The organism is Rhodococcoides kroppenstedtii, from assembly GCF_900111805.1.
GTDB classification, from domain to species: Bacteria; Actinomycetota; Actinomycetes; order Mycobacteriales; family Mycobacteriaceae; genus Rhodococcoides; species Rhodococcoides kroppenstedtii.
Genome location: NZ_FOJN01000003.1, coordinates 168,200 through 181,388 on the forward strand (window position 1 = coordinate 168,200; position 13,189 = coordinate 181,388).

Annotated in this window: 7 protein-coding genes; 6 read left to right on the forward strand and 1 reads right to left on the reverse strand. The window is 70.7% G+C overall.

The window, feature by feature from the left end:
- Window positions 1-25: 25 nt before the first annotated feature.
- Entirely contained in the window at window positions 26-481 is a 456-nt protein-coding gene (locus BMZ18_RS04990) for a GtrA family protein (RefSeq protein ID WP_074921813.1), read from the reverse strand.
- Window positions 482-562: 81 nt separating this feature from the next.
- Between BMZ18_RS04990 and dprE1 the strand changes: the two genes are divergently transcribed.
- Genes dprE1 through BMZ18_RS05020 form a run of 6 tightly spaced genes read left to right on the forward strand, consistent with a single transcriptional unit; the run spans window position 563 to window position 13,042 of the window.
- Complete coding sequence (gene dprE1 / locus BMZ18_RS04995) at window positions 563-1,969, forward strand: decaprenylphosphoryl-beta-D-ribose oxidase (RefSeq protein ID WP_068104227.1); 1,407 nt, start codon at window positions 563-565, stop codon at window positions 1,967-1,969.
- Window positions 1,966-2,730, forward strand: a complete 765-nt coding sequence (gene dprE2, locus BMZ18_RS05000; RefSeq protein ID WP_068104228.1) for a decaprenylphospho-beta-D-erythro-pentofuranosid-2-ulose 2-reductase — start codon at window positions 1,966-1,968, stop codon at window positions 2,728-2,730. Before dprE1 ends, dprE2 begins: the two co-directional genes overlap by 4 nt.
- A complete protein-coding gene (locus BMZ18_RS05005; RefSeq protein WP_082894952.1) occupies window positions 2,727-4,640 on the forward strand; it encodes a galactan 5-O-arabinofuranosyltransferase in 1,914 nt (637 codons plus the stop codon). Before dprE2 ends, BMZ18_RS05005 begins: the two co-directional genes overlap by 4 nt.
- Entirely contained in the window at window positions 4,637-6,409 is a 1,773-nt protein-coding gene (locus BMZ18_RS05010; protein WP_082894951.1) for a hypothetical protein, read from the forward strand. The genes BMZ18_RS05005 and BMZ18_RS05010 overlap by 4 nt, the downstream gene beginning before the upstream one ends.
- Window positions 6,406-9,660, forward strand: a complete 3,255-nt coding sequence (locus BMZ18_RS05015) for an arabinosyltransferase domain-containing protein (protein WP_082894950.1) — start codon at window positions 6,406-6,408, stop codon at window positions 9,658-9,660. The genes BMZ18_RS05010 and BMZ18_RS05015 overlap by 4 nt, the downstream gene beginning before the upstream one ends.
- 49 nt (window positions 9,661-9,709) lie before the next feature.
- Complete coding sequence (locus BMZ18_RS05020) at window positions 9,710-13,042, forward strand: arabinosyltransferase domain-containing protein (protein WP_082894949.1); 3,333 nt, start codon at window positions 9,710-9,712, stop codon at window positions 13,040-13,042.
- The last annotated feature ends 147 nt before the right edge of the window (window positions 13,043-13,189 follow it).

Sequence of the window (13,189 nt, forward strand, 5' to 3'; positions counted from 1 at the left end):
GATGTGCAAAAGGCGCACGGGCGCGTCAGCGCACCCGGAAGATGACCGTCCGCTGCACGACAAAGTTGATGACGGTGGCCGTGCCCTGCGCGATGACGAAGGCCACAGCGCTGTAGATCACCGTCTCCGGCCAGAGGTGGCCGAACAGCGTGTAGAGCACGTTCTGCACCCCGAAGGTCGCGAGGTAGAGCAGGACGACGGCGACGAAGCGCTTCCGACTCGGCGCGGCGGCGAAGGTCCACCGCCGGTTGATGAGATACGCAACAGTGGTCCCGACGACGAAACCGACGGCCTTGGCCAGGGAAAGCTGCACGTCCAGGCCGTACTGCAGGGCGATGGTGATGGAGAAGTCGACGATCGCCGACAGCACACCGGTGACGAGGAAGCGCACGATCTGCGTGCGCAGATCCGGAGCGGCGTCGGCCGTGTTCTCCGTCAGCGGGAGTTCGACCGGAAGCGGTGCATGGGGCTGGTCCGACACGCGTGCGAGCCTAGCCCCCGAGCCCCCGAGCGCCTTCGCGTCGCGGAGGACCGGCGCGACGAGCCTGTAACCTCACTACCGATGTCCATCACCGATATGCCCCCTACCAGCGCGCGCACTCTCACCGGGTGGGCTCGCACGTCGCCCACCACGGCGCAGGTTCTCTCCACGCCGGACCCGGCCGTCGTCGCCGACGCGGTCCGCGTGGTGGCCGAGCAGAACGAGAGCAAGCCGTCGCACCTGCGTCGCGGTGTCATCGCGCGCGGGCTGGGTCGCAGCTACGGCGACAACGCGCAGAACGGCGGCGGCCTCGTCGTCGACATGAGCGCGATGAACCGCATCCACTCGATGAACGCGGAGACGCACATCGTCGACGTCGACGGCGGCGTGAACCTCGACCAGCTGATGCGCGCCGCGTTGCCTTTGGGCCTGTGGGTTCCCGTGCTGCCGGGCACGCGCCAGGTGACCATCGGCGGCGCCATCGGGTGCGACATCCACGGCAAGAACCACCACAGTGCGGGCAGCTTCGGCAATCACGTGCGGTCGATGGACCTGCTGCTCGCCGACGGCACCGTCCGGCACATCACGCCGGACGGCGAGGACTCGGCGCTGTTCTGGGCCACGGTGGGCGGCAACGGGCTGACGGGCATCATCCTGCGCGCCACCATCGAGATGACCCCGACGGAGACGGCGTACTTCATCGCCGACGGCGACGTCACGGCGAGTCTCGACGACACCATCGCGTTCCACAGCGACGGCAGCGAGAGCAACTACGACTACTCGAGCGCCTGGTTCGACGCGATCTCCGGTCCGCCGAAGCTGGGCCGCGCCGCCATCTCGCGCGGCTCGCTGGCACGGCTGGACCAGCTGCCGACCAAGCTGCAGAAGGACCCGCTGAAGTTCGACGCCCCCCAGCTGCTGACGTTCCCCGACGTCTTCCCCAACGGTCTGGCGAACAAGTGGACGTTCGGGCCCATCGGCGAGCTCTGGTACCGAAAGTCGGGCACCTACCGCGGCAAGGTCCAGAATCTGACGCAGTTCTATCACCCGCTCGACATGTTCGGTGAGTGGAACCGCGCGTACGGATCCGCCGGCTTCCTGCAGTACCAGTTCGTGGTGCCGCCGCAGGCCGTCGAGGAGTTCAAGCGCATCATCGTCGACATCCAGCGGTCGGGGCACTACTCGTTTCTCAACGTGTTCAAGCTGTTCGGCGAGGGCAATCAGGCCCCGCTGAGCTTCCCCATCGCGGGCTGGAACGTCTGCGTCGACTTCCCCATCAAGGCCGGTCTCGGCCGCTTCGTCGCCGACCTGGACAAGCGCGTCCTGGAGTTCGGCGGCCGTCTCTACACGGCCAAGGATTCGCGGACCTCGGCCGAGACGTTCCACGCGATGTACCCCCGCATCGACGAGTGGATCGGTGTTCGCCGCTCCGTCGACCCCACCGGCGTGTTCGCCTCCGATATGGCCAGAAGGTTGGAATTGCTGTGACGATCGATGCCGTAGGCGACCCGCAGACGATCCTGGTGCTGGGTGGCACCAGTGAGATCGGCCTCGCCATCACCGCGGAGTACCTGGCCACGGCGCCCGCGCGGGTGATCCTCGCGGCGCTGCCGAACGATCCGAAGCGCGACGCGTCGGTGGCGCAGATGCAGGCGGCCGGTGCGCGCGAGGTCGAGGTGATCGACTTCGACGCCCTCGAGACCGACGCCCATCCCGCCGTCATCGAGAAGGCCTGGGCCAAGGGCGATGTCGACGTCGCGATCGTCGCGTTCGCGGTCGACTTCGACCCCGAGGAGCTGTGGCAGGACCAGCGCAAGGCGGTCCTCACCGCGAACATCAACTACACGGCCTCGGTGTCGGTCGGCGTGCTGCTCGGCCAGAAGATGAAGGCGCAGGCCTCGGGACGCATCATCGTGATGTCCTCCGTCGCCGGTGAGCGGGTCCGCCGTTCGAACTTCGTCTACGGCTCCACCAAGGCCGGTCTGGACGGCTTCTACCTCGGACTGGGGGAAGCGTTGCGCGAGTACGGTCCTCGCGTCACGGTCATCCGCCCCGGCATGGTGCGCACCGAATTCAGCGCCCACGTCGACGAAGCTCCGCTGACCGTGGACAAGGAAGACGTCGCCAAGCTCGCCGTCGCGTCCGCCCGCAAGGGCAAGGACCTGGTGTGGGCACCGGGCCCCTTCCGCTTCGTGATGATGGGGTTGCGGCACGTGCCGCGTCCCATCTTCCGCAAACTCCCCATTTGACGGTGCGGGCGGCAGCGCCGGCGCGGACGGCTCTCACCGTCGCCGCCGAAGCACTGGCGGCCGTGGTGGTGGCCGCGCTGGTCGTGGCGGTGGGCCTGACGGCCTTCTCCGTGGTGCAGTGGCCGGCGTTCAACTCCTCCAACGTCACTCGGGCCGTCACCACCGTGGGCCAAGTGATCGCGATGGGGATCCTCGCCGTCGCGGTGGTGCTGGCGCGCCGTGACTCGCGGCCGCTGCTGTGGAAGCCGCTGTCCTGGATCGGGCTGTCCGGCTTCGTCACCGTCACCCTCGGCATGCCGCTGGCAGCGACGAAGCTCTACCTGTTCGGCGTCTCCGTCGATCAGGAGTTCCGCACCGAGTATCTGACGCGCCTGACGGATTCGCCGGCGCTGCAGGACATGACGTACGCGGACCTGCCGCCGTACTACCCCGCGGGCTGGTTCTGGGTGGGCGGACGGCTCGCGGACGCGCTCGGCCTCGCGGGCTGGGAGGCGTACAAGCCCTGGGCCATCGGCTCGCTCGCGATCGCGGCCGTGATCGGCCTCGTGCTCTGGTCCGCCCTGGTGCGGCGGGATCTCGCGATCCTCGCCGCGCTGGGCGTGACGGCCCTGATCCTGGCGTACGCCTCGCCCGAGGCGTACGGGGCGGTGATCGCCGTGCTGATCCCCCCGATGCTGGTGCTCGCCTGGGGCGGCCTGCATCGTCCCGGCGCCACCCGCGGCGCCGGCTGGGGCGCCGTCGTCGCCACCGGACTGTTCCTGGGGATCTCGGCGACCGTCTACACGCTCTATCTCGGCTTCACCGCCTTCGCGGTCACGATCATGGCCCTGACGTCGGCAGTCCTGCGCTACCGCGCGACGAGATCCGCACGCGCGGTGCTGGATCCCGCCCTCCGCCTCGTCGTGATCGCGGCGCTGTCCGGGCTTCTCGCCCTCACCGTCTGGGCGCCCTATCTGTCGGCAGCGCTGACCGGCCGCACCGCCGAGTCCGGCACGGCCCTGCACTACCTCCCCGCCACCGGCGCCGAACTGCCGCTGCCGATGACGCAGTTCACCCTGCTCGGCGCCCTGTGTCTCGTCGGCTCCGTGTGGATCCTGGTCCGGCTGAAGGATTCCCGACGCGCACAGGCCCTCGGGATCGGTGTGGTGTCGGTCTACCTGTGGTCCCTGCTGTCGATGCTCGCGACCGTCGCCGGCACCACCCTGCTGGGATTCCGGCTCGAACCCGTCCTCCTCGCCCTGCTCGGCGCGGCCGGGGTGTTCGGCGTGGTCGACGGTGCCCGCGTGCTCTACCTCGTCACCTCCGAATCGCCCCGGGTCCGGACGGCGTCGGTGGCCGTCGCCGTGGTCGGGGCCGTCGCGTTCGCTCAGGACATTCCCCACGTGCTGCAGAACGAGATCACCGTCGCGTACACGGACACGGACGGTAACGGCGACCGCGCGGACCGTCGTCCGCCCGGCGTCGCGTCCTACTACGGCGAGGTGGACGCCGCACTGCAGGCGGCTCGCCCGGGGCCGCGGACCGACACCGTCGTCCTCACCTCGGACACGTCCTTCCTGGCCTTCCTGCCCTACTTCGGATTCCAGGGACTCACCAGCCATTACGCCAATCCCCTCGCCGAGTTCGCGGCGCGGGCGGACGCCATCGAGTCCTGGAGCGAGCTCACCACCCCGGACGAGCTCGTCGCCGCGCTCGACGCCGCGCCGTGGCGCGCACCGGACGCGTTCCTGTTCCGGCGCGGCGCCGACGGCTACACGCTCCGCCTCGCCGAGGACGTCTACCCGAACGACCCGAACGTCCGCCGCTACACCGTCACGTTCCCCGAATCCCTCTTCGACGACCCGCGATTCGACGTCCAGGAGATCGGCCCGTTCGTGCTCGTGGTCCGCGCGTCGGGCGACGCCCCGTGACCGCCGTCGCGGTCGCCCCGTCCGCCGACGACGAGACGGTCGCGTCCCGACGCCGTCGTCCGGACGTCGTGGCCGCCGCGGTCTACCTCGCCCTCGCGTTCGTCGTCCTCGGCAACCAGTGGCGCCATCTCGGCACGGGGTACCTGCGGTACTCCGGTCAGGACCAGACCATGTGGGAGTGGTTCTTCGCCGTCACCGCGAAATCGGTGGCCTCGCTGCAGAATCCGCTGTTCTCGGATCTGCAGAACGCCCCGGCCGGGGTGAACATGATGGCGAACACCGCCATGTTGGGCCTGTCGGTTCCTCTGACTCCCGTGACGCTCGTCGTCGGACCCACGGTGACGTTCGCACTCGCTCTGACGCTCGGACTCGCCACCACCGCCTTCGGGTGGTACTTCCTGTTCTCCCGCACGGTGATTCGCTCACCGCTGGCAGCCGGTCTCGGTGGCCTGATCGCGGGTTTCGCGCCGGGCATGATCAGCCACGCCTCGGCCCACCCCAACTTCACGGTGCTCGGTGTCCTCCCCGTCCTGCTGTTCTGCCTGATCCGGCTGGGGCAGGGCCGGAGCGTGCGTCGACACACCGTGGTCCTCGGTCTGCTGACGGCGTGGCAGGTGCTCCTCGGCGAGGAACCCCTGCTGATCTTCGCCATCGCGGTCGCGCTGATGCTGCTCGCCCACACCGTCGTCGCGCCACGCAGCACGCTCGCCGCGGTGCGCCGGGCCGCCGGCCCCGTCGTCGTCGCCGCCGTGCTCGCGGGCGTCCTGGTCGCCGGTCCGCTCTGGTGGCAGTTCCGGGGACCCCAGAGTTACAGCCACCTCGACCACCAGTTGCCGGGAAACTCGCTCTTGTCGTTCGTCGCGTTTCCTCCCCAGTCGCTGGGCGGGCTCGTCGTCCCGGTGCAGGATGTCGCTCTGAACCCGACGGAACAGAACGCCTACTTCGGCGTTCCCCTGCTGCTGCTCGTCGTGGCGTGCGTCGTCGTGCTGCGGCGTCTGCCGCTCGTCCGCGCCGCGGCCGCGACGATCCTGGTGCTCGCGGTCCTGTCCATCGGAACCGAACTCGCGATCACCGAGGACCCCGTCGCACGGTGGGCTCCGGGCGAGTGGCTCGACCGCACTCCCCTGCTCGAGTCGGTCCTCGAGACCCGATTCGTCCTCGCCGCCGTCCCCCTCGTGGCGATGCTCGTCGCCCTGGTGACCGATCGCGTCCTCGCCGACCGCTCGTCCGGCGGGCGTCGGCGCGTCGGCCTCTGGGCGGGCGCCGTCGCCGTCGCGCTCGTCCCGCTTGTTCCCGTTCCGTTGCCCACGGCCGAGCGCACCCCCGCCCCGACGGTCCTCGCCGACGGCACCTGGCGTGGGCTCGTGGGGAACGACGGCACCGTCGTCACGGTGCCGATCCCGAGCCCCGGCAACGCCGATGCTCTCCGCTGGCAGGTCGACGCCGGCCTCGAGTACCGGATCGCCGGCGGCTACTTCGTCGGCCCCAGCGGAGAAGCCGACGGCGAAGCGAAATACGGTGCCGTCGACCGGCCCACCGCACTCCTGCTCGGCCGGGTCGCGCGGACCGGGGACGTCCCGGACATCTCGGACGTCGATCGCTCCCGCGCGCGCGAGGACCTCGCCTACTGGAACGCCGACGTCGTCGTCCTTCCCGACGACGCCCCGGACGCCGTCGCCCTGCGCCGCACCGTCGCGGCCCTTCTCGACGACCCCGGTGCACGGGCCGGCGACGCCGTCGTCTGGGACGTGCGCGGCGTGCGGGAATGACGGGACGCGAGGGGCCGTCGCCTAGCATCGGGGCCGTGTCGAACGCTGTTGCCGAGCCTCCCTCCACCGTCCACCCGGCAGCACGGTCGGTCCGCACGGCTCGTCTCGTGGCGGTGGTCACAGGCGTTCTCGGCACCCTGCTCGCACTCGTCACCCCGTTCCTGCCGGTCGAGCAGGACGCCGCGACCATCTCGTGGCCGAGCGGCGACTTCGAGTCGGTCTCCGCCCCGCTCGTGTCCTACCGGCCCCTCGCGCTGGACGCGACCATCCCCTGCTCGGCACTCGCCGACGCACCGGCCGACAGCACGGTGCTCGCCACCGCGGCACCGGGTGCGCCCGACGCGCGTCGGGTCGGCCTGGTGGTGTCGACCGACGCCGACCGCACCCTGTCGGTGGTGCTGCGGGACCAGTTGCTGCTCTCGGCCCCGGCCGACGCGCTCGCCGCGTGCGACGCCCTCACCGTCACCTCGACGGAGGACGGCACCACGGTCACGGTCGGCGACCGCATCGGCGAGATCGCCGGTGACCAGCGCCCGCAGACCGTGGGACTGTTCACCACACTGAGCGGTCCGGCGCCCGACGGCACCTCGGCCACGGTCGACGTCGACTCCCGCTTCTCGTCGTCGCCGTCCGCCCTCAAGCTCGTCGCGATGATCGTGGGCGCCCTCCTCACCGTCGCATCCCTGGTGGCGCTGCATCGACTGGACGGCTCCGACGGCCGTCGATCCCGCCGGTTCCTGCCCGCGCACTGGCTCCGCCTCACCGGTGCCGACGCCGTGGTGCTCGGCACTCTCGTCGTCTGGCACGTCATCGGTGCCAACACCTCGGACGACGGCTACCTGCTCAACATGGCCCGCGTCTCCGAGAACGCGGGATACATGGCCAATTACTACCGCTGGTTCGGCGTCCCCGAGGCGCCGTTCGGCATGCCGTACTACGACATGCTCGCGGCGTTGACCAAGGTCTCCACGGCCAGCCCGTGGATGCGCCTGCCCGCCCTCATCGCCGGCATCCTCTGCTGGCTCGTCATCAGCCGCGAGGTCATCCCGCGGCTCGGCCGTGCGGTCCGCACCCGTCCCGTCGCGGTGTGGACGGCGGGCCTGGTCTTCCTCGCCTTCTGGCTGCCGTACGACAACGGCCTGCGTCCCGAGCCCGTCATCGCACTCGGCGCGCTCGTGACGTGGTGCTCGATGGAGCGAGCCATCGCGACGGGCCGGTTGCTGCCCGCCGCGGTCGCCGTCGTCGTCGCCGCGTTCTCGCTCGCCGCCGGCCCGACGGGCCTCATCGCCATCGCGGCCCTGCTCGCCGGATCGCGTCCGGTCCTGCAGATCGTCGTGCGACGACGCCACACGCTGGGTCTTCCGGCGATGATCGCGCCGGTACTCGCGGCCGGCACGGTGGTGCTGGTGGCGGTGTTCGCCGACCAGACCGTGGCCTCCGTGCTCGAGGCGACGCGCGTGCGGTCCGCCGTCGGCCCCAACGTCGCGTGGTTCGACGAGCGATACCGCTGGGATGCGCTCCTCAACATCTCGCCCGACGGGTCGCTCGCTCGCCGGTTCGCGGTGTTCGCCATGCTGCTGTGCCTGGTGACGTGCGTCGTCGTCATGCTGCGCCGCGGCGGTCGGATCCCAGGCACCTCGCTGGGCCCGTCGCGCCGCATCCTCGGCATCGTGGTCGGCGCACTCGCCCTCATGATGTTCACCCCCACCAAGTGGACCCACCACTTCGGCGTCTACGCCGGGCTCGCCGGATCCCTCGCCGCCCTGGGCGCGATCGCCGTCATCTCTGCCACCGAACGCTCACCGCGCAACCGCACGCTGTTCGGCGCGGCGGTGCTGTTCCTCACGGCGCTCGCCTTCACCGGCTCCAACGGCTGGTGGTACGTCTCGAGCTACGGCGTGCCGTGGTTCGACAAACCGCCGTCCATCGCCGGCAAGGGCTTCGCGACGGTCCTGCTGGGCCTGACGGTCCTGGCACTCGCCGTGGCCGCATGGCAGCACTTCCGTGCGCCGTTCCGGCCGCCGCAGCCCACCCGGCTGCGTCGATGGAGCGGAGCTCCGCTGACCGTCGTCGCGGCCGCCGTCGTCCTGTTCGAGATCCTCTCGCTGGTCAAGGGCGCCGTGTCGCAGTACCCGGCCTACTCCGTGGCGCGCTCGAACCTGAACGCCCTCACCGGCGAGACGTGCGGCCTCGCCCGCGACGTGTTGGTGGAGTCCGACCCGAACGCCTCGATGCTGCAGCCGCTGGACCCGACACCGGGCGTCGATCCGCTGGCCGGCACGTCGACCGTCGGCTTCACGCCCGACGGCGTCGCGAGCGACCTCTCCGCGGATCGGGAGACCTCGGGCACCACCGGCGGCGCGAACTCCGTCGACCCGTCCGACACCGACCAGACCAGCACTGCGAACACCGCCGGCACCGGCGGCGGCACCACCGCGGGCACGGGAGTGAACGGCTCGCGTGTCGCGCTGCCGTTCGGACTCGACCCCGCGACGACGCCGGTCCTCGGCAGCTTCGGGTCCGGCGACGCCGCCCCTGCGACTCTCGAGTCGAGCTGGTACGCGCTGCCGCAGACCGACGACTTCCTGGCGATCACGGCGGCCGGACGCATTCGGTCCGTGGACGCCGACGGCATCGTCACCCCCGGCGCGTCCCTGGAGGTCGAATTCGGTGTGGTCCGAGGCGACGACGAGCAGGTGCTCGGCCGGGTCACCCCGATCGACATCGGCCCCGCACCGTCCTGGCGCACGCTGCGGGTCGCCCCGGCGGACATCCCCCGCGAGGCGAACGCGGTGCGGTTGGTGGCCACCGACGACGACCTCGCCGGGGATCAGTGGCTGGCCGTCACGCCTCCGCGGTTGCCGCAGACCGAGACGCTGAACACCGTCGTCGGGCCGACCGCGCCGGTCCTGCTGGACTGGTCCGTCGGGCTGGCCTTCCCGTGCCAGCGGCCGTTCGACCACCGCTTCGGGGTCGCGGAGCTGCCGGAGTGGCGCATCCTGCCCGACCGCACCGGCGCCGAGTCGACCAACGCGTGGCAGGACTCCATCGGCGGTGGGCCGCTCGGCTGGACCCCGCTCGTCCTGCGGGCGGACACGGTGCCGACCTACCTCGCCGACGACCTGCGTCGGGACTGGGGGTCGCTGGAGCGGTACACGCCGATCGACCCGGATGCGTCACCGGCCGACGTGGACGTCACCACTGTGACGCGATCCGGTCTCTGGTCGCCCGGTTCCATCGGCTACCAGTAGGTAACCGGCGATTCGGGTGCGGCGTCACGGTCGCATAACATCGGTAGCCGTGCCTGACGCTCCTTCCGTGCCGCCCGCGCCGACACCCGACCGCGAAAGCAAGGCAGTCGTCTCGGGAACGGACCGCCGGAACGACGTCCGAGCGCAGTACCGCACCACCCGGCTGATCGCCGTCGTCGCCGGTCTGCTGGGCACGCTGTTCGCCGTTCTGACGCCGTTCCTGCCGGTCACGCAGGACGACGCGTCGATCGGCTGGCCCCAGAACGGCACGCTCGACAGCGTCGACGCGCCGCTGATGTCGCAGGTCCCGCAGTCGATGAGCGTGACGGTGCCGTGCACGGCGGTGGCCGCGCTCCCCGCCGGCGGCGGACTACTGCTCTCGACGGCACCGGCCCGCGGCGAAGGCGCGGCGCTCAACGCGATGTTCGTCCGCGTCTCCGACACGTCGGTGGACGTGCTGGACCGCAACGTCGCGATCGCCTCGGCGCCGCGGTCGCAGGTCGAGTCGTCCGCCTGCACGGCCATCCGGTTCGACTCCGACATCACCGCCACCACCGCCGCGTTCGAGGGACTGACCGACGACGCCGGCGTGCCTCGCGTCGGTCGGCTCGACGGGGACTTCCGGCCCCAGGTGGTGGGCATCTACTCCGATCTGTCCGGACCGGCGTCGGCATTCCCCGGCCTGTCGGTGGACATCGCGGTCGACTCGCGGTTCTCGTCGTCGCCGACCCTGCTCAAGCTGCTCGTCATGGTGGGCGCGGTCGGCACCACCGCCCTCGCGCTCGGCGCGTTGGCGCGGCTCGACGGCATCGACGGGCGGACGCACCGCCGCTTCTTCCCGGCCGGGTGGTGGAAGCCCTCCGGTATCGACGGCGTCGTGGTCGGTGCGTTGGTCGGCTGGCACTTCTTCGGCGCGAACACGTCCGACGACGGTTACCTCCTCACCATGGCCCGTGTCTCGGAGAACGCCGGGTACATGGCCAACTACTTCCGCTGGTTCGGCGTCCCCGAGGCGCCCTTCGGCTGGTACTACGACGTGCTGGCCGCGTTCGCGAAGGTCTCCACGGCGAGCCCGTGGATGCGTCTGCCCGCGTTGATCGCGGGCGTGCTCTGCTGGCTGGTCATCAGCCGCGAGGTGGTTCCGCGGCTCGGCCGCGCCGTCCGCACCAACTCGGTGGCTGTATGGACCGGCGGCCTGGTCTTCCTCGCGTTCTGGCTGCCGTACGACAACGGTCTGCGTCCCGAGCCCATCGTCGCGCTCGGCGCCCTGCTCACGTGGTGCTCGGTGGAGCGGGCCATCGCCACCGGACGCCTGCTGCCCGCCGCGGTCGCCGCGATCGTCGGGGCGTTCACGCTCGCGTCGGCGCCGACCGGATTGATGTGTGTCGCGGCCATTCTCGCCGGCATCCGACCGCTGACCCGCATCGTGGTCAAGCGGCACCGGGCCGTGGGTACGCTGCCCCTGCTCGCGCCCATCCTGAGCGCCGGTCTGCTGGTGCTCATCGTCGTCTTCGCGGACCAGACGTTCGCCGCCGTGCGGGAATCCACCCGCGTCCGGACGCTGATCGGCCCGAACCTGCCCTGGTACAACGACTTCCTGCGGTACTACTACCTCTTCGTCCAGACGGTCGACGGCTCGCTCGCGCGCCGCTTCGCGTTCCTGGTGATGCTGCTGTGCCTGTTCACCACGCTCGTGGTGCTGTTGCGCCGCAAGCGGATTCCGGGTGTGCCGTCCGGACCGGCGTGGCGGTTGATCGCCGTCGTGTTCGGCACGATCTTCTTCATGATGTTCAACCCCACCAAGTGGACCCACCACTTCGGGGTGTACGCCGGCATCGCCGGTTCGCTCGCCGCGCTCACCGCCGTCGCGGTGTCCGCGAGCGCCTTGCGGTCCCGACGTAATCGCACCGTCTTCGTCGTCGGGCTCGTCTTCGTTCTCGCCCTGTCCTTCTCGGGCATCAACGGCTACTGGTACGTCTCGAGCTACGGCGTTCCGTGGTTCGACAAGGTGGTCTCCGTCAGCGGCATCCAGTCCAACACCGTGCTGCTCGGACTGTTCTTCGTCGCCGTCGCACTGGCCGGCTGGCACTACCTCCGTGAGGGCTTCGCCGCCCCGCAGCCGAAACCCGGCACAGTCCGCGGGCGTCGCATCCGAAAGTTCGCCGCGGCGCCGCTCACCGTGGTCGCCGGCCTCATGGTGCTCTTCGCGCTGGCGTCCCTGCTCAAGGGCGCGGTATCGCAGTACCCCGCGTACTCGCTGGGCCGCTCGAACGTCCAGGCTCTCGCCGGCAACTCCTGCGGTCTCGCCCGCGACGTCCTGGTCGAGTCCGACCCGAATCAAGGCATCCTGCAGCCGCTTCCGGGTCCCGTCGATCCCGAGATCGGCCCCCTGGGCGGCGAGGACCCCGTCGGCTTCAGCGCCAACGGCGTGCCCACCGACCTCAGTGCGGACGCGGTGGAGGTCAAGCCCGGCCAGGGCAACACCGACTCCCAGTCCGTCGGTGCCTCGTTCGAGGAGGGCCAGTCGTCCGGTACTGCGGGCGGTGTCGGCGCGGTCGGCGTGAACGGCTCCACCGCGGCGTTGCCGTTCGGCCTGAACCCCGCCACCACCCCGGTGCTGGGTTCGTACCAGCCCGGTGTGCAGACGCCGGCCCGCGCCGCGTCCAGCTGGTACGGCCTGCCCGCGGCATCCGACGACGCCCCCCTGATCGTCGTCTCGGCCGCCGGCCGCATCTGGTCCGAGGACCCGGTCGCCGGCACCACCACCTACGGGCAGTCCCTCCGCGTCGAGTACGGCCGCACCCAGCCCGACGGCACCGTCGCCGTGCAGGGCGACTACCTGCCCAAGGACATCGGCCCCGCACCGTCGTGGCGCAACCTACGCATCCCCCGCGCGGACCTGCCCGCCGACACCGACGCCGTCCGCATCGTCGCCAACGATCCCAACCTCACCGGGGACCAGTGGCTGGCCTTCACCCCTCCGCGGGTGCCCGTGGTGACCACGCTGCAGGACGAGATCGGCTCCGAGCAGCCCGTGCTGCTGGACTGGGCCGTGGGTCTGCAGTTCCCGTGCCAGCGACCCTTCGACCACCGCGTCGGCGTCGCCGAGGTGCCCGGCTACCGGATCCTGCCGGACCGCGGGCTGGCCGTGTCCTCCACCGACACGTGGCAGGCGGGCGAGAACGGCGGCCCGCTCGGGTTCACGGAGATGCTCGCTGCTCCCGTCGCGATTCCGACGTACCTGAACCACGACTGGGGCCGGGACTGGGGATCGCTCGAGCGCTACGACCGCTTCGACCCCTCGGCGACCGCCGCGGACGTCGAGGTCACCGAGCGCACCCGCTCGGGTCTGTGGTCGCCGGGGACGCTGCGGGTGTACTGATGCGCGGGAGATCCTCCCGAGCGACGTTTCGGGCTCGGCACCGGGGCGCCGCTCATCGAACGGTTCTGAAGGCGGACTGCTTCAAAGACTGGTCAGACTGGTCGCAGACAGAATCAGGACCGTTGCCCGCATTCCCGATTTGCAACT